Origin of the sequence: Streptomyces sp. NBC_01275 (genome assembly GCF_026340655.1) — a bacterium.
Taxonomy (GTDB): Bacteria; Actinomycetota; Actinomycetes; order Streptomycetales; family Streptomycetaceae; genus Streptomyces.
On the sequence record NZ_JAPEOZ010000001.1, the window covers coordinates 9,000,113 to 9,017,239 of the forward strand.

The 17,127-nt window shown below is 71.2% G+C and carries 15 protein-coding genes and 2 pseudogenes; 6 read left to right on the plus strand and 11 right to left on the minus strand.

Annotation, left to right across the window (positions count from 1 at the left end; translation table 11 throughout):
• Window positions 1-31 precede the first annotated feature (31 nt).
• Window positions 32-2,761 carry an HAD-IC family P-type ATPase gene (locus tag OG562_RS39590; RefSeq protein WP_266406678.1) on the plus strand — a complete coding sequence of 910 codons (2,730 nt, stop codon included), beginning with the start codon at window positions 32-34 and terminating at the stop codon, window positions 2,759-2,761.
• Between the two features lie 61 nt (window positions 2,762-2,822).
• Here OG562_RS39590 and OG562_RS39595 read toward each other — a convergent pair whose 3' ends face one another.
• The 5 genes from OG562_RS39595 to OG562_RS39615 all read right to left on the minus strand — a co-directional run bounded on the left by OG562_RS39595 (window position 2,823) and on the right by OG562_RS39615 (window position 7,916).
• Window positions 2,823-4,415 carry a Na+/H+ antiporter gene (locus OG562_RS39595; RefSeq protein ID WP_266406681.1) on the minus strand — a complete coding sequence of 531 codons (1,593 nt, stop codon included), beginning with the start codon at window positions 4,413-4,415 and terminating at the stop codon, window positions 2,823-2,825.
• Window positions 4,416-4,478: 63 nt separating this feature from the next.
• Window positions 4,479-4,955, minus strand: coding sequence for a DUF2255 family protein (locus OG562_RS39600; protein ID WP_266406682.1), 477 nt, complete (start codon window positions 4,953-4,955; stop codon window positions 4,479-4,481).
• A 62-nt stretch (window positions 4,956-5,017) separates the two neighbouring features.
• Complete coding sequence (locus OG562_RS39605; protein WP_266406684.1) at window positions 5,018-6,061, minus strand: NAD(P)-dependent alcohol dehydrogenase; 1,044 nt, start codon at window positions 6,059-6,061, stop codon at window positions 5,018-5,020.
• Between the two features lie 59 nt (window positions 6,062-6,120).
• Window positions 6,121-6,513 (minus strand): DUF2255 family protein, encoded by a 393-nt coding sequence (locus tag OG562_RS39610; protein WP_266406685.1) that lies wholly within the window; start codon window positions 6,511-6,513, stop codon window positions 6,121-6,123.
• On the minus strand, window positions 6,510-7,916 hold the full coding sequence (locus tag OG562_RS39615; RefSeq protein WP_266406688.1) for an MFS transporter: 1,407 nt from the start codon (window positions 7,914-7,916) through the stop codon (window positions 6,510-6,512). Before OG562_RS39615 ends, OG562_RS39610 begins: the two co-directional genes overlap by 4 nt.
• Before the next feature lie 187 nt (window positions 7,917-8,103).
• Here OG562_RS39615 and OG562_RS39620 point away from each other — a divergent pair, with 187 nt between their 5' ends.
• From OG562_RS39620 to OG562_RS39630, 3 genes are all read left to right on the plus strand, one after another.
• Complete coding sequence (locus tag OG562_RS39620; RefSeq protein WP_266406690.1) at window positions 8,104-9,003, plus strand: helix-turn-helix transcriptional regulator; 900 nt, start codon at window positions 8,104-8,106, stop codon at window positions 9,001-9,003.
• A gap of 130 nt (window positions 9,004-9,133) precedes the next feature.
• A complete protein-coding gene (locus OG562_RS39625) occupies window positions 9,134-10,069 on the plus strand; it encodes a helix-turn-helix transcriptional regulator (protein WP_266406692.1) in 936 nt (311 codons plus the stop codon).
• Window positions 10,070-10,219: 150 nt separating this feature from the next.
• Entirely contained in the window at window positions 10,220-11,428 is a 1,209-nt protein-coding gene (locus OG562_RS39630) for a low temperature requirement protein A (protein ID WP_266406693.1), read from the plus strand.
• A gap of 291 nt (window positions 11,429-11,719) precedes the next feature.
• Here OG562_RS39630 and OG562_RS39635 read toward each other — a convergent pair whose 3' ends face one another.
• From OG562_RS39635 to OG562_RS39650, 4 genes are all read right to left on the minus strand, one after another.
• Window positions 11,720-12,568, minus strand: a complete 849-nt coding sequence (locus OG562_RS39635) for an SDR family oxidoreductase (RefSeq protein WP_266406695.1) — start codon at window positions 12,566-12,568, stop codon at window positions 11,720-11,722.
• A gap of 100 nt (window positions 12,569-12,668) precedes the next feature.
• Window positions 12,669-13,679 carry a hypothetical protein gene (locus OG562_RS39640; RefSeq protein ID WP_266406696.1) on the minus strand — a complete coding sequence of 337 codons (1,011 nt, stop codon included), beginning with the start codon at window positions 13,677-13,679 and terminating at the stop codon, window positions 12,669-12,671.
• A 344-nt stretch (window positions 13,680-14,023) separates the two neighbouring features.
• A complete protein-coding gene (locus OG562_RS39645; protein ID WP_266406698.1) occupies window positions 14,024-14,770 on the minus strand; it encodes an NADPH-dependent F420 reductase in 747 nt (248 codons plus the stop codon).
• Window positions 14,767-14,922, minus strand: a complete 156-nt coding sequence (locus OG562_RS39650; protein ID WP_266406700.1) for an NAD(P)H-binding protein — start codon at window positions 14,920-14,922, stop codon at window positions 14,767-14,769. The genes OG562_RS39645 and OG562_RS39650 overlap by 4 nt, the downstream gene beginning before the upstream one ends.
• A 16-nt stretch (window positions 14,923-14,938) precedes the next feature.
• Between OG562_RS39650 and OG562_RS39655 the strand changes: the two are divergent.
• Both OG562_RS39655 and OG562_RS39660 read left to right on the plus strand, forming a co-directional pair.
• Window positions 14,939-15,103 (plus strand): annotated as a pseudogene (locus tag OG562_RS39655) (aldo/keto reductase); the annotation flags it as partial.
• A 127-nt stretch (window positions 15,104-15,230) separates the two neighbouring features.
• Window positions 15,231-15,461, plus strand: a pseudogene (locus OG562_RS39660) (transposase); the annotation flags it as partial.
• 102 nt (window positions 15,462-15,563) lie between these two features.
• On the opposite strand, the gene OG562_RS39665 reads toward OG562_RS39660, so the two are convergent.
• Window positions 15,564-16,529, minus strand: a complete 966-nt coding sequence (locus OG562_RS39665; protein WP_266406702.1) for a pirin family protein — start codon at window positions 16,527-16,529, stop codon at window positions 15,564-15,566.
• A gap of 91 nt (window positions 16,530-16,620) precedes the next feature.
• A complete protein-coding gene (locus tag OG562_RS39670) occupies window positions 16,621-17,127 on the minus strand; it encodes a hypothetical protein (RefSeq protein WP_266406703.1) in 507 nt (168 codons plus the stop codon).

Consider the following 17,127-nt stretch of genomic DNA (forward strand, 5'->3'; position numbering starts at 1 on the left):
CGGCTCGGGGCACGGATCGGGAGGCAGAGCGATGACGGTGCGTTCGAATTCCGTGGGAGAACAGCCTCGGGCTTCGGAGGACGGCTGGTACACGCGCACTCCCGAGGATGTTGTAACGGCTTTCGGCGTAGATCCGGCGTTCGGTCTCTCCGCAGCACGGGCCGCGCAACTTCTGGACGCGCACGGCCCGAATTCACTTCCCCAGGAGAAGCGGCCTCCGGCCTGGCACCGGTTCCTCGCGCAGTACCGCAGTTACATGCAGATCGTCCTCGTGGCCGCGGCGGTCGTCTCGCTGCTCATCCAGGAGTGGGCCACCGCGATCCTGCTGATCGTCCTGACCCTGCTGAACGCCGTCGTGGGCCTGCGCCAGGAGGGCAAGGCCGAGAGCGCGATGAACGCGCTGCAGTCGATGATGAAGGCGACGGCGCGGGTACGCAGGGACGGCACGGAGGCCGAGATTCCCGCCGAACAGCTGGTCGTCGGCGACATCGTGCTCATCGCCGCCGGGGACCAGGTGGCGGCGGACGGACGCATCATCGAGGCCAGTGCCCTGCAGATCGACGAGTCGGCGCTCACCGGCGAGAGCGTCCCCGCCGCGAAGGACGCCGGCACGCTGGCGGGCACCCTGTCGGCGCCCGGCGACCGGACGAACATGGCCTTCATGAACACCCCGGTCACCCACGGCAGCGGCGTGCTCGTCGTCACCGCGACCGGCGCCGCGACAGAGGTCGGCAAGATCTCTGGGATGCTGTCGGCCACCGAGAAAGAGCTGCCGCCGCTCACCAGGGAACTCGACACCCTGACGCTGTGGATCACGGGGGCGGCGGCCCTGACCATGATCGTGATGTTCGCCCTGGGACGCTGGCGGGACCAGGCCTGGGACGTGTTGTTCGTCAGCGCGGTCTCGCTGGCCATCGCCGCCATCCCCGAGGCCCTGCCGACGGTGACCCAGGCGATCCTGTCCGTCGGCAGCCTCAACCTGGCGAAGCGGAACGCCATCGTCAAGGAACTGCCGTCCGTCGAGACCCTGGCGTTCACGTCGGCGATCAACTCGGACAAGACCGGCACCCTGACCATGAACCAGATGACCGCCGTCGAAGTCGTGAGTCCCACCGACCGGTACACCGTCTCGGGCACGGGCTACGGCCTCGACGGGAAGATCCACCATGCCGCGGGTTCGCCGGCTTCCGCCGCGGGCATCGAGGACGCGATCCTGCCCTACGTGGTGGCCAGCGACGCGAAGCTGGTGGACGGCGAGGTGGTGGGCGATCCCACCGAGGGCGCCCTGCTGGTGCTCGCGCACAAGGCCGGGCTGGACATCGACGCCACCAGGGAGGGCCTTCCCCGGCTCGCCACGCTGCCGTTCGACCCGGGCTACAAGCTGATGGCCACCTTCAACCAAGCGGTCGACGCCTCCGGACGGCAGGTTGTCCGGTGCTTCGTCAAAGGCGCGGTCCCGGCGGTGGTGGCGCGGGCCGCCACCGCGCTTGCGGCGGGCAAGACCATCCCATGGGACGCCGAACTGAGCGCGCGCGCCGAGACACAGACCCAGCGGATGGGCGGCGAGGGACACCGGGTGATGGCCGCGGCGACCCGTGATCTGGACCCGGCCGACTTCGACCCGGACGGCGACCTGCTCGCGTACGTCACCGAGCTGCGGGTGACCAGTCTCGTCGGCATGGTCGATCCGCCCCGCGAGGACGCCAAGGCAGCGGTGGCCGGCGCGCAGGCGGGGCACATCCGGGTCCGCATGGTGACCGGTGACGACGTCACCACAGGTGCGGCGATCGCCCGGCAGCTCGGCATCCCCGGCGAGGCGGTCCTCGGTGCCGAATTCGCCGCCATGAGCGAGGAGGAGCAGCTCGCCCGCATCGATGGCATCGGTGTGGTGGGCCGCGTCGCGCCGGAGCACAAGGTGCTGCTCGCCGACACCCTCAAGAAAAAGGGCAATGTCGTGGCGATGACGGGGGACGGCGTCAACGACGCGCCCGCCATCAAAGCCGCCGACATCGGCATCGCCATGGGCAGCGGCACGGACGTGGCGAAGAACGCCGGACGCATGATCCTCTCCGACGACCGCTTCGCCACCATCGTCTACGCCGTGGAGCAGGGCCGCAGAATCTACGACAACCTCACCAAGTACATCCGATTCGTCCTGCTCCTGCTGGTCACCTTCGTGCTGACCTTTCTCGGGGCCACCGTCTTCAACATCGCCGCCGGTGAGCCTTTCACCCCGCCGCAGGTGCTGTGGATCCACTTCGTCGTCAACGCCTCTTTCGGCTTCGCTCTCGGCTTCGACCGGGAGAGCCCCGGACTCATGCGACGCAGGCCGCGACCGCGAGGGGAGTCCGTCCTCACCCGGCCCGTACTGGTCACGGTCGGACTCGGCGGGCTGGCGATCACCGCCCTCCTGCTCGCGCTGATCAAGCTCGGTCAGGCCCACTTCGACAGCGTCGACACCGGCCAGTCGATCGCGTTCACCGCCTTCGCCCTCTGTCTGATCGTGGCCGCGTTCGAGTGCCGCAGCGAGACGGACTCCGTGCTGACAACGTCCACCTTCGACAGCAGGCAGATGAACTGGGTGGCACTGACCCAGTTCGTAATCGCGGTCCTGGTGACCCAGATGGACGGTTTCCGCCGCATCCTCGGGACGACCGAGATCAACGCGCGGCAGTTCGGCTGGGCGCTGCTGGCCGCTCTCGCGCTCCTGCTCGTGTGGGAACTGGGAAAGTTCCTGGCCCGTCGCTCAAGAGACACCTGATGGGTCGGCACGTGACGGCCCGGTAGAGCAAGCGGGCATGGGGCTCCTGTCCTGGTGGGGGTCATTCGGAGGCTTGGCGTCGGGAGAGCCGTACTTCTTCGATGTCGAGCTGACGCTGGACGTGGCGCAACACGGTGTCGTCGATCTCGTGGTCGTCGCGCAGGCGGACCAACGTGGCGCGTTTGTGGGCGAGCAGGGCCAGGCGCAGGGCGGTGTAGTGCCGGTGGTGGCGCAGGACGGCTTCGTCGTCGGTGGTGGTCTCGTCGCCCCCGGCGCGGACGACGAGCAGGTGGGTCTCGTACTCCTGGCGCATGCGTTCGGTGACCGCGGGGTCGGTGTCCAGTTCCTCGGCGAGTGCGGGGAGGGCTTCGAGGGCCTCTTCGGTGGCGGTCGTCTCGGCGAGGAAGCGCTCCTCCTCGACCGAGGTGTCGTGGGGCAGCCGGGCCCAGCGCACCACGGCCGGCAGCAGCAGGCCCTGGACCAGGAGCGTGGTGACGATGACTCCGGAGGTGACGAAGACGATGGTGTCGCGGTCGGGGAAGGGGGCGCCGGAGTCGAGCGTCGTCGGCACCGACAGGGCCACGGCCAGCGACACCGCGCCCCGGAAGCCGGCGATCGAAGTGACCACCCTCGCACGGTAGTTCATCCGGCGCAGGCGCTGCTGCGGGCGGCGGTCCAGCAGACGGATCAGGTACGGAACGGTGAAGTTGAAGGCGAAGCGCGCGGCGACGACCACGGCGGAGACCGCCGCGACGGCGATGAGGGCGTTGGTGAGGTCACTGCCGTGCAGTTCGCGTACGGCGGCCTGGGCCTGCAGGCCGACGAGGACGAACAGGGAGCCGTTGAGCAGGAAGGTGGCCAGCGACCAGGACTCCTCCGCCTGGCGGCGCATCGCGGCGCCTGCCACGCGTGGCCCGGCCTGGCTCATGATCAGCCCCGCCGCGACGGCTGCGAGCACGCCGGAGGCATGGATCAGCTCGGCGGCCAGGTAGGCGGTGAACGGCGTGAGGATCATCGCCACGTTGCCCCGCAGCGGGTCGTCGAAGACCCGGCGCACCCTGATCACCAGCCAGGCGGTCACCGCTCCGGCCGCGGCTCCGCCGACGTAGGAGACGGCGAACAGCCAGGTGACGTGGGGGACGGTGAAGTGCTCGTCGCCGACCGTGATGCCGACGGCCAGCCCGAAGACCACCAGCGCCGTGCCGTCGTTGACGAGGCTCTCGGCACGCAGCAGGGTCACGTTGCGGCGGGGCAGTGCCTTGGCGAGGACGCCGACGGCGGTCGCGTCGGTGGGGGCCACGGCCGCGCCCAGCACCCACGCCGGGCCCCAGGCCAGGCCCAGTTCGTGCGCCACGGTCGCCACCGCGCCGGCGGTGCCGATGACCAGCACGGTGCTCATCAGGATGATGCCGCGCAGGTCCCGGCGGATCTCCCGCAGCGAGGTGGTCAGGCTCTCCCAGTACAGCAGCACCGGCAGGAAGATGAGCAGGACCGCCTCCGGCGGCAGTTCGACCTCGCGCAGCGCGGGCACGAAGCCGAGCAGTGCGCCGAGGACGAGCAGCACGACGGGCGGGGCGATCCGGTAGCGGTCGCCGGCGGCGTTGCCCAGGAGCACGGCCACGCCGAGGACCACGACGAGTTCGAGACCGATCACGGCATGGCTCCCAACGGGGTCAGGAGGCGGATGACCCGCTGCGTGACCTCGTGGGGGCCGGGATCACGGCGCTCGACCGTGGTCGGCGCGAGGAGCTCGCCGGGCGATGCGGCGGCGTGGTCGTCGACGGTGAACATGGGCCTTCTCCCGCGGCGGTCGGCGCGGCAGGAGCCGCATGGTCGTCGAGCCCGCGGTGGAGCTCGTGATGCGCTGGATGGTGTGGGCGGAGCAGCGGCCGTACTTGGTGCGGTAGGCGGCGTCGACCGTGTCGTCGATCTCGCCGTCGACGTCCTCGAACGCCACGTCCTTCTCGACCCCGCCGGCCTCGATACGGCCCTCGTGGCGGGCTCGGGTGGCGCGGAACCAGGCGGAGGCGGGGCCGTTCACGGAGCGGACGTAGATGTCGCCGTCCACGCGCACGACCCAGATGGTGCGCCAACCTCCCAGCTCGCCGTCCCGGAGCCGGGAGGCGACCTCCAGTTCCTCGGCCGATCCGATCCGGTCGAGTTCGTCGTCGGTCCGGGGAGCAGTGGTGGCCATCCGCTCATCTCCTCGGTTCTCGTGCGGCTGTCTTGGTCTCAGGCGGACGTGGCCGTCGGCGGTCAGGCCAGCGTCGAGGTGTCGATCACGAAGCGATAGCGCACGTCGGAGGCGAGGACACGCTCGTAGGCCTCGTTGATCTTGTCGGCGGGGATGACCTCGATCTCGGAGCCGATGCCGTGCTCGGCGCAGAAGTCGAGCATCTCCTGGGTCTCCCTGATGCCGCCGATCAGCGATCCGGAGTAGGACCGGCCGCGCATGATCAGCGAGAACACGTTGAGCGACAGCGGCTCGGCGGGGGCGCCGACGTTGACCAGGGCGCCGTTCACGGCCAGCAGGCCGAGGTAGGCGTCGAGGTCGAGCTTCGCGCTGACCGTGTTGACGATGAGGTCGAAGGCGCCGGCCAGCTGCTCGAAGGTGGCCGGGTCGCTGGTGGCGTGGTAGTGGTCGGCGCCCAGGCGCAGGCCGTCGTCCATCTTCTTCAGCGACTGGGACAGCACGGTGACCTCGGCGCCCATCGCGTGCGCGAGCTTGACGGCCATGTGGCCGAGGCCGCCCAGGCCGATGACGGCGACCTTCTTGCCGGGGCCCGCGCCCCAGCGGCGCAGCGGGGAGTACGTCGTGATGCCCGCGCACAGCAGCGGGGCCGCCGCGTCGAGGTCGATGCCCTCGGGGATGCGGACGACGAAGTCCTCGGTGACCACGACGTGGGTGGAGTAGCCGCCCTGAGTGAGGGTGCCGTCCTTGTCGACGGCGCCGTAGGTGAGGGTGTTGCCCTTCAGGCAGTACTGCTCCTCGCCCCTCAGACACGACTCGCACTCGCGGCAGGAGTCGACCATGCAGCCGACGCCGACCCGGTCGCCGACCGCGTGCCGGGTGACCTCGGCGCCGACCTCGGTGACCACGCCGGCGATCTCGTGGCCGGGGACCAGGGGGTAGGTCGACGGGCCCCACTCGCTGCGGGCGTTGCTGATGTCGGAGTGGCAGATGCCGGCGTACTTGATCTCGATGAGGATGTCGTGCGGGCCTACGTCGCGGCGCTCGACGGTCGTGGGCGTGAGGGGTTTTGCGGCGGACGTCGCTGCGTAGGCGTTGACGGTGAGCATGGCTTCTCCGGTCTGGTGGTTTTGGTGTGACTGCTGCTGTTTGTAAGGGAGTTGTCGGGTCAGCGGGGTTCGAGCCGCATCGTCGTGGAGCCCGCCTCGGGGCTGGTGATGGCCTTGATGATGTACGCGGCGTAATGCCCGTACTTGGTCCTGTACGCGGTGTCCACGGCGTCGTTGACCTCGTCGTCGGCGTCGATGATCGAGACGTCCTTGCCGACTCCGCCGGCCTGGATACGGCCCTCCCGGCGGGCCCGGGTGCCGCGGTACCAGTCGGAGCCGGGGCCGTTGACGGAACGGACGTAGACGCCGGCGCCGACGCGGACCACCCAGATCGTCCGCCGGCTGCCCAGCTCGCCGCCCTGCCGCAGGGACGCGATCTGCAGTTCCTCCGCGTGTTCGATGCTGTCGAGCTCCTCGCTCGTCCAGGCCGATGCCGCCGATGTCGAGGTCATGAGGTCTTCTCCTTCAGGAGTACGGACGCCGCCGCGGTCAGGGCCACGAGCAGCGCGGCGATCAGGAGGCTGGTGCGCAGCCCGTGCAGGAAGTGCGCATGGTTCGACACCAGGGCGCCGAAGACGGCCACGGACAGGGCGCCGCCGAGCTGGCGGGAGGCGTTGAGCACTCCGCTCGCCGTGCCGGCGCGCTGGGCGGGGACGCGGTCGAGGAGGAGTGAGGTCACCGCCGGTACGGCGAGGCCGCCACCGGTTCCGACCGGGATCATCAGCAGGACCAGCAGCCAGGCGGGCGCCGACGCCGGCGGAACGCAGAGCGCGGCCAGGCCCGCGGCCATCAGGAGCTGCCCGGTGACGATCGGCATCCTCGGCCCGAACTTCGCGGCGAGCCGGGCGGCGGTAGGGCTGACGACCGCGGTCAGCAGGGTCATCGGCAGGAACGCCAGCCCGGTGGCCATCGGCGACAGGCCCCGGTCCTGCTGGAGGTACAGGCCGAGCAGGAAGATCATGCCGTAGAAGCCGACGTTGAGCGCGAAGCCCACGGTCGCGGAGAGCGCCATCGTCCGGGAGCGCAGGAGTTCCAGCGGCACCATCGGGCTGCGGCCACGCGCCTGCGCCGCCAGGAAGACCGCCGCCGCCGCCACGGCCACCGCCAGTGCGAGCAGCACGCGCGGCGCGCCCAGGCCCACGGAGCCGGCCTCGATCGCCGCGTACGTCAGGCCGCCCATCGCCGCCACCGCGGCGATCTGCCCGGTCCAGTCGAACGGGGCGTCGCCCCGACGGGGCGAGCGGGCGGCCCGGGTGAGCAGGAACAGCGCCAGCACGCCCACCGGCAGATTGACGAAGAAGATCATCCGCCAGCTGAGCTCACTCAGCACACCGCCCAGCACCGGGCCGGCCGCGGCGCCCACCGAGCCGCCCATCGCCCACACCGAGATGGCCCGGGCACGCCGAGCCGGGTCGGGGAACGCCTCGCGGATCAGCGCCAGCGAGGCCGGCACGATCACCGCGGCACCCGCACCCTGCACCAGCCGCGCCGCGACCAGCACGCCCAGGTCGGGTGCGAAGCCACAGGCGGCCGAGGCGACGGTGAAGACGACGAGCCCCGCCCCGAACGCCTGCCGCGCACCGATCCGGTCGGTCACGGACCCCGCGGACAGCAGCAGCGCGGCGAACATCAGCGTGTAGCCGTCCACCACCCACTGCAACCCCGTCATGCCACCGCCGAAGCCGCGCCCGATCTCGGGCAGTGCGACGTTGACGATCAGGGCGTCGAGGGTCATCACGAAGAAGCCGAGCAGCGCGGCCGCCAGCGCCCACCGGGCGCCGTTCGCGGTGCCGGGCTGCTCGGCGGCGGCATCGGCCGACGCCGACGGTTTGTCCGATGCGACAGAACTGGACACGGGTGGATCTCCTGATGAGGAAACGGTTTCTCGGGACGGAACGAGTTCTTCAACGCTGTCCAGCCTGCGCGCCGGACGCGTCGCGTGGCAGGCCGAGCTGTGCCGGGGAGCGCTGTTCGGGGGTGTGACAGGGCCCCCCACGCCCAGCCCGTGGATCCCGTCCTGCCCGCCCTGACGCACTGGCCGCATGGCACGTGAGCAGCGCAACGGCAGTGACGGCACTGAACTGGGGCGTTTCCTGCGCGCCCACCGCACCCGGGTGACGCCCGAGGAGGTCGGCCTCAAGGCAGGCCCCGGCCTGCGGCGCACGCCCGGGCTGCGTCGTGAGGAGCTGGCCACCCTCGCCGGTGTGAGCATCGACTACTACACGCGCCTGGAACGCGGCAAGGAGTCCCATCCCAGCCCGTCCGTCGTCGACGCGCTCGCCCGTGTCCTCCTGCTGGACGAGCACGCGCACGAACACCTGCGGGACCTCGCCGTGTGCGCCGCCCGCCCCGCCGCCTACGAGCCTCCGGCGGCGCCCACCCCGTCGGTGGGACCCGGGATCAAGTTGCTGCTGGAGAGCCTGCGGCCCCACCCCGCGGTCGTGGTCAGCCGCACGATGGACCTGCTCGCCTGGAACCCGGGCGGGCTGCGGCTGTTCGTGGGCATGGAGCAGTGGCCGGTCGAGAAGCGCAACGTCGCGCGCTGGGTGTTCCTCAACCCCGGCGCCCGCACGGTGTTCGACCACTGGGACGAGCAGATCCGCGCGTGCGTGGGGCGTCTGCGCGCCCTGACGGGCACCGACCCGGATGCCCCCGACCTCGTCGGGCTCGTCGACGAACTGCTCACCGAGAGCCCGGAGTTCGGACAGCTCTGGGACCGCTACGACGTACGGGCGCACACCCACGGCAGCAAGACCTTCCACCTCCCGGACGTCGGCGCCCTCACCCTCGAATACCAGTCCATGCAGCTGGAAGGCTTCCCCGGCCACCGGCTGGTCGCCCACTACGCCGACCCCGGCACCCCCGACCACGACAAGATGATCCTGCTGGACATGGTCGCCACCGCATCGAACGTGAAACCCGTCGAAGAGAAGCGGAACTGACGGCGGCCAGCTCTTCCCCCCATGGTCGCCGCATGGCGGGGCGGGCTGTGCCGGGGAGCGGCATTCCGGGGTGTGACAGGGCCCCCCACGCATATGCCGAAGAGGTTGCGCGGCCCGCAGACTGGAAGACATGAACAGCGAGCAGCGCAACGGCGTGGGCACCGAGCTGGGGCGCTTCCTACGCGCCCGCCGGGCCCGGGTGACCCCGGAGGAGGTCGGCCTGACGGCCGGTTCCGGCCTGCGCCGTACGCCCGGGCTGCGCCGCGAGGAACTGGCCACCCTGGCCGGGATCAGCATCGACTACTACGTCCGCATGGAGCGCGGCAAGGAGACCCGGCCCAGCGCCTCCGTGGTCGATTCCCTCGCCCGCGCCCTCCTTTTGGAGGACGACGAGCTTGAGCACCTGCGCAGCCTGGCCGCCCGCGCCGCGCGCAGTGCGCCCGAGCCTCCCGCCGCACCCGGCCGCACCGTCCGGCCCGGCGTGAAACTGCTCCTGGAGAGTCTGCGCCCCCAACCCGCACACGTCGTCAGCCGCACCAACGACCTGCTCGCCGCCAACCCAGGCGGAATGCGACTCCTCCCCGGCATCCAGGACTGGCCTGCCAAGGAGCGCAACATCGCCCGTTACCTCTTCCTCCACCCCGCCTCGCGTGACCTGTTCCACGACTGGAACACCCAGGTCCGCGGCTGCGTGGCCCGGCTGCGCGCCCTGGCCGGCACCGATCCCGACGCCCCCGACCTCACCCGGCTCGCCGGTGAACTCCTCCTCAAGAGCCCGGAGTTCGCCCGCCTGTGGGAGCGCTACGACGTCAAGGGCCACTCCTACGGCCGCAAGACCTTCCATCACCCCGACGTCGGCGACCTCACCCTCGGCTACCAGTCCATGGAGCTGGAAGGCACCTCAGGGCACCGCATGGTGACGTACTACGCCGAGCCCGGCACCGCCGATCACGACGCCATGGTCCTGCTCGACCTGCTCGGGCAGGAGAAGTCCGCGAAGCGGACGTCGGCACGCGACGACCGGTCGGCGGCCGCCGAGGAGGATCCCGCCTCCCCCCTGTCCTGACCGTCCCGCAGCCTTTCAGCCGAACGATCGTGGTCCTGTTGCCGCCGGCTCCTCCCGCGGACAACCTGAAGACCGGCCCTCACCGGCATCACCGGCCTCACTGAGAGCTCCACGACCACGCCGCTCGACCCACGCTCCGAGGACATGTAGGTGCAAAGCGAGCAGTACGGACCGCCGCAGAGCGGCCCGCCGACCGGAGCACGGAAGTCGCCGGCGGGCAGCCGGGTGACCACCTTCGAGCTGTTCTTCGACCTGGTGTACGTCTTCACGCTCACCCAGACCACCCAGTACATGGCCCACCACCACACCGGCACGGGCGTGCTGCACGGAGTGCTGCTGCTGGCGCTGGTCTGGTTCTCCTGGTCCGCGTACGCCTGGCTGGGCAACCAGGCCCGGGCCGACCGCGGCGTCGTACGCGCGGGCATGGCACTCGCGATGGCCGGGGTGTTCGTGGTCGCGCTCACCGTCCCGGAGGCGTGGGACGACCTGCCCGGCGGCCTGAACGGTCCGCTGGTCCTGGCCTGCGCCTACCTGTTCGTACGTGTCGTGCACCTGGTCCTCTACAGCGTGCTGGCGCGTGGCGACCGCGGGCTGCTGCGGCAGGTCGCCGTCTCCTGGGCGCCGGTCCTGGCGGGCTGCGGGCTCCTGATCGCCGGTGCGGCGGTCGGCGGCCGGTGGCAGACGGCGCTGTTCGCGGCGGCGATCGTGGTGGACTGGGGCGGTGTGTACGCCACCTCCCGCCGGGGCAGCTGGCGCATCCACAGCGCCCGCTACTTCGCCGAGCGGCACGAGCTGTTCGTCATCATCGCGATCGGTGAATCCCTGCTGGCCATGGGCGCCGGCGCCACGGACCACCCGGTCGGCGCGGGGCTGCTCGCCGCCGCCGTCCTGGGCGTGGCCGCCGCGACGGGCCTGTGGTGGCTGTACTTCGACCTGGCGACCCTGATCGGCGAACGCCAGCTGGACAAGGCGCAGGGCCAGGCCCGCCTCGGCCTGGCGGTCAACGCCTACGGCTATGCCCACTTCCCCATCATGGCCGGTGTCGTCCTGACCGCCCTCGGCGTCGAGGGCGTCGTCGCGCACGCCGCCGACGGCAAGGCGCTGGGCGGCTTCTACGCCTGGGCCCTGTGCGGCGGAGCGGCCCTCTACGTGGCCGGGCTGCTGCTGTTCGGCCGGATCATGCTGAACGTATGGGGCGGCTTCCGCCTGACGGCCCTGTGCCTGCTGCTCGCGGGCATCCCCGCGGCGGCCGCACTCCCGCCGGTCGCCGCCCTGGCGAGCGTCGTCGTCATCCTGGCGGCGGTGGCTGCGGCGGAGACCCGCTGGTACGCGGAGCTGCGCCGCCATGTGGGTCGGTGAGTCAGTCCGTCGTCGGCGTCGGCTCGCTTCGTGATGCAGCGCGCTCGGGAGGTTCGTCCTGGCAGCGACACGGGAGACCGCAGACAGGTGTCCGAGCGGGCTGGATGCAGCGGGTCACGACAGGAGGCCGGGCGGCACGAAGCACGGCGGGCGGGGTGGTGTGCCGCAACCGCGCGGACAGCCGTGCGTCGCCCGCAGGGCCCGGGTGTCAGCGGTGAGGACCAGCCGTCCGCCCGGGTCCGGACTGCGGACCCGGACCTGGGCGGATTCACCCCCGCGGCTCTCGGCGCGTCACGGCGTGGTCAGCTCACCGGCGCGCAGCGCCGCGGTCACGCCGCCGTCCATCAGGAGGTCGGCTCCGGTGATGAAGCCTGCCTCGCGGCCGAGCAGGAAGGCGGCGGCCGCGGCGACCTCCTCGGAGGTGCCGAAGCGCTTGGCGGCCGAAACCTCGCGCACCGTCTCGAACCACTCGCGGCGCGGGCCGGAGAGCTCGTCGAGGGCCAGCGGGGTGATGATCACGCCGGGGCTGACGGCGTTGACGCGGGCTCCGCGCTTGCCCCACGCGGCCGCGGCGGTCTGCACGCGCAGCGAGTTGGCCCGCTTGGACAGGGCGTAGGCGTGGACGGAGGAGCCGATCCGGTCGGGCTGCAGGAACGGCAGCGCGAGCAGCTGCGAGGTCTCGGTGGTCGCGAGCGCGTGCTCGATCTCGCGCGGGTAGGGGCTCTCCCGGTGCCCGGCCATGCTGGCGACCACGATGCCGGCCCCGCCGGGCGCGATCACACGGGCGAAGACGTCGAGGACGTACGCCGTGCCGAGCAGGTCGACGTGCAGCAGCCGCTCGATGGTCGCCTGGGTGGGGGAGACGCCGGCGGCCTGGATCACCTGGGTGACCGCGCCCATCTCGGCGGCTGTGGCGGCCAGCGCCTCGACCTGGGCCAGGTCGGAGATGTCGGTGGCCTGGACGGCCACCTCGTAGCCCTCGCCGCGCAGTTGCTCGGCGGCAGTCTGCGAGGCCTTCTCGTCGTGGGCGGCCAGCAGCAGGGTGCGGCCGGCGCCGACCCGGCGGGCGATGGCCAGGCCGATGCTGCCGGGGCCGATGACGACGACGATTTCCTTGACGGGCTGGTGTTCGTTGCTCATGTTTCGGACTCCTTCTTTCTACGTTCTCGGGGAGGTCGGGTGCCCAGGACGTGGCCGACGGATCGGTCAGCTGCTCGTTGCCCGGGCCCCGACCGACCGGCTAGGACGCGGAGGAGGCGAACAGGGCAGAGAAGTTGATCTTCCCCTGTTGGAGCTTCGCGTCGCGGGACTCGGCGAACCCGCCGTCGGTGATGTACAGCCGCTGTCCGCGCACCACGGTGGCGGTCGGCGAGGCGAGCCCGTCCGCGGCGGTCAGGACGGTCTTCTTGGCGCCGTTCGGGTAGACCACGGCGATCTCGTCGGTGCTGTTCAGCGCGGCGAACACCACGTCGGACCGGCCGCTCAGGAAGTTGAAGTCGTCGATGCCCACGACGCCGCTGGTCACGACATGGACCGGACCGGCCGAACCGGTGGCGGTGACCGGCACCCGCAACAGGGCGCCCTTGCTGAAGTTGGAGACCCATACGGCGCCGTTGTGGAAACGGAGCCCGTTCGCGCCCAACGGCAGCGGGGACTCCGCCGGCGCGAGCGAGGCGTCGGTCAGCCAGCGCGTCGCCGTACCGCCCGAGACCGGAACGGACCAGACGACGCCCTTGAAGCTTTCGGCGACGTACAGGGTGCGTCCGGCCGGGTCGATGGCCAGGCCGTTGGGGAGTTCACCGGCGGGCAGGGCGGCGATGCGCCGGGGGCTTCCGTCCAGAGGCAGCTTCCATACGCCGGACCGGGCGGCGTCGGCGGAGGACACGTTGTAGTAGACGCTGCCGTCGTGCCCGCGCGCGTTGCCGGTGATCATGTCACCCGGCTGCCCGGCGACGAGCACCTCACGGTGCCCGGACACGTCGACCCGTACGAGCGCTGGTCGCCTGCCCACCGAACCGCCCAGCATCGAGACGGTCAGCGAGCCGTCCGGGTTGAGGGTGACGTTCTCCGGCGCGTCGCCGACGGCGAAGTCGAAGGAGGCGACGGTCTTCACGTGGGTGACGACCGGCTTCGGCTGCGTCTGGTCCGTCGCGGCGGACGCGTACGGCGCCGAGACGAGCACGGCCGACGTCGCGGCAACCGCCGCCGCGAGTCTGAACCGCTTCTTCAGGGGGATTCGTCTGTCGTTCATCACAGTCTCTTCGTGTTGCGGCCGTGCCCTCCCCCAGCCCTGGGCAGCCCTCAGCAGGGTGCGGACAGAGCTGGAGGAGAAGCAGCGTCTCCGGTAGCGGCTGCCCACGAGAGTGAGCAGTTCGTCGGGCTCGGCCAAGTCGGCCGCGTTCGCTTCGATGTCCCCGCGTCGGCGTTGCGCGAGCACGCGCGAGGTGTCCGGCGCCCTCGGTCCGAGGCGTCACGCGTGGCTGCTTGGCCTCATGCCAAGCTAGGGGCTTGGCCTTGTCGGGTGACAGGTCGGGCTGTACGGGGGAGCGGTGTTCCGGGCTGTGGCACGGCCCCCCACCCGCCGAACAGGCGGTCCTAGGCGAGGGTCGCGCGGGCGTCGCCCGCGGAACGCCGGACGGCGGTGGCGGTCAGTTCCCTCACCTTGTCGGCGGGCACCGGGACGCCCGGGACCTCGAAGAACCAGCGCCCTGTCTCCTCCTGGGTCAGCCCCTCGGGCCGCGCCGACAGGTACGGCTGGACGTAGACGGGGGTGCCCGGCTCGCTGCGCCAGCTGTCGGCGAGAGTGCCCATGTCCACGGCGTCGTAGCCCAGCGCGTCCAGCAGTTCGGCCACCTGGGACTTGGCGGCCTTGTCGTCACCGGCGATGGGCAGGGCGCTGCGATCGTCGGCGTCGGCGGGTCGGGCGGAGCTGAACAGGCGCACGAAGTCGATGCTGTTGAAGGCCTTGACCACCTGGGAGTCGGTCAGATGGCGCTGGACCAGTGCGCTGGAGGTCTGCTCGCCGGCGTCGAGCTCGGCGATCCGGTCGTCGCGCTCGGGGTAGTAGTTCATGGTGTCGATGACGGTCTTGCCGGCCAGGGCGGCGGCGGGCAGCTGCGCGTAGGTGTTCAGCGGGACGGTCGCCACCACCAGGTCGCCGGCCTGCGCGGCCTCGGCGGGGGTGGCCGCGCGCGCCTGTTCGCCGAGGTCGGCGACGAGATCGGCGAGGGTCTCCGGGCCGCGGGAGTTGCTCAGCACGACATTGAGGCCGGCGGCGACCGCCAGTCGGGCCAACGCGCTGCCGATGTTGCCGGCGCCGATGAGGCCGAGGGTCTTGGTCACGGGTCGATCTCCTTGCGGGGTGTCAGCCTCTCGGCCGGGGTGATCTTGGAGGCGTCGCGGACGAAGGCGAGCACCTCGTGTCCGGCGGCGGTGGCCCGTTCCACGAACAGGGCGCCGGTGGCTCCGGTGGCGCCAAGGAGGAGGAATGTCATCGGACAGTGTCTCCCGGTGCGCCCCGAGCGCATGGCGGAGAACTTCGACGTCTTCGACTTCCAGCTCACCGACGACCAGATGGCGGCCGTCGCCACCCTGGACACCGGGGCGACGCTGTTCTTCGACCACCGCGACCCGGCGATGGTCAGCTGGCTCGGCGCACGGCGGCTGGACGGCTGACCAGGCAGACGGCGGCGCCGTCGCACCAGGAACGAACGCGATGGGTCAGCGAAGGCAGCGGCGCGATCTGTTCCCGAAGTGATTCCGGTGTCTCGTCCGGGTGTCCGGTGAGGACGTTCCGCAACGCGTGCTGCCGCTGATCGGTCCGACGGCCTGGGTGATCGACGATGTGTCGGTGGTGCCCAAGGACGGGCGGATGTCGGCCGGGGTGGCCCCGCAGTACTGCGGGGCCTTGGGAAAACGGGCCAACTGCCAGGTCGCGGTCGGTATTCATGCCGCCTACGGCGCCAACGCGCTCCTGTGGACCGCATGGTCCGAGCGCGGACCTGCCTACGTCCTGCCGTCCGGTCGGACGTGAGCGCTCCGGGAATCTCACGCCTCACACGTCCGGGAGCGATGCTCCCGGGGTGGCGTCGTGTGACGACCCATCAGGAAAGCCGGCATGAGGTCAGCATTCAGGTCAGCGGGCCCTTCCCCGTGGTTTCAGCGGCGTGGGCGGCAGTTCCGGTGCGCGCAGCGGATCCCCGTCGTAGCCCCTCACCTCGCCGAAACGTGCCCCCTTCATCCAGTCCTCGCGCGCCTGGACGATCTCTTCCTGGGACCGGCCGACGAAGTTCCACCACATGACGAGCTCCTCCTCGAACGGCTCGCCGCCGAGGAGCATCAGGCCCGCGTCGGACTCGGCGCGCAGGGGCAGCTCGGTGCGGCCGCAGCCGAGGTAGAGCATCGAGCCGGGCAGGACGGGCACTCCGTCGACGTGCACCTCGCCGGACATCGACAGCACGCCGTACTCGAAGTCGGGGTCGAGCGGCAGCCGGACGTCGGCGCCGCGGGCGAGCGCGAGGTCGGCGCCCACGATCGGGGTGTACGCCGAACCGGGTGACGTCGAGCCGTCGAGGCCGCCCAGGAGCACGGTGGCCGTGAGGCCGGGAGCGGTGACCGTGGGCAGGTCGGCGTGGTGTTCGAAGGCGGGGTCGGTGTGGCGGTGGGCGTCGGGCAGGGCGACCCAGAGTTGGGCGCCGTGCAGGAGGCGGGCGTGCGCCTTGGGGCTCTCCTCGGAGTGGCTGATCGCGCGCCCGGAGGTCATCAGCCCGAGCTCCCGGGGCCGGATGGTCTGCAGACTGCCGGTCGAGTCGCGGTGCAGCACTTCGCCCTCGTGCAGCCAGCTGACGGTCTGCAGACCCATATGGGGGTGCGGTGGGACCTGCATGCCGGGTTCGTCGGCGATGTCGTCGGGGCCGTAGTGGTCGACGAAGGCCCAGGCGCCGATCATGCGTCGGCCGAGGTTCGGCAGCAGTCGGCGCACCTCGGTCGACCCGCCGAGCTTGACGCGCCGGGGGCTCAGCAGCTCGCGGACGGGTTCGGCGACGACGAATCCACGGCCGCCGCACACACTCGGTACGGGCGCACGGTCAAGGTTGCTCATGCCGCCCAACCTAGCGCTGAGAAGCGGGGATGCGCAGTTCCTGCGAGCGGGGAGCCGTCGGACCGGGGCTTCTCGGTCCTTCGGCGGTCTCTCAGGGGCGAGGTCCGTCCGTCAGCGTCGCCGCGAGTTCCGTGGTGGCGCGGACTACCTCGGTGTCCGGTTCCGGCTCGGCGAGCAGCTGTCGCAGGACGCCGCGCTGCGCGCGGACGGCGAGGCGGGCCTCGCGTTCCCATGCGACATGGTTGCCGGGGTGGCGCAGCAGCTTCGGGTACGCGGCCGCGGTGCTCTCCCACTGCCGGGCGTCGGCGATGCTCTTCAGCAGGCGCAGTATGTCGGCGCGACAGGTGACCTGCGGGAGCCGGACGAGTTCCCAGAGGAACGGGACCGTCGCCGCCGTCGCCTGGTCCACGACGAAGCCGTACTGGCAGATGCGTCGGCGCAGTTGACCGAGGGCCGAGCCCGCGGTGTCGGCGTCGCCCCGGGCGACGGTGGTGAGCAGGTGCGGGATGGCCGCGGCGGACCCGGTGGAGTCCTTGATCTCGGGCCACGGCACGTGTCCGAGGTCTTCCAGGGCGGGGGTTCTCTTCGTGGCAGTCAT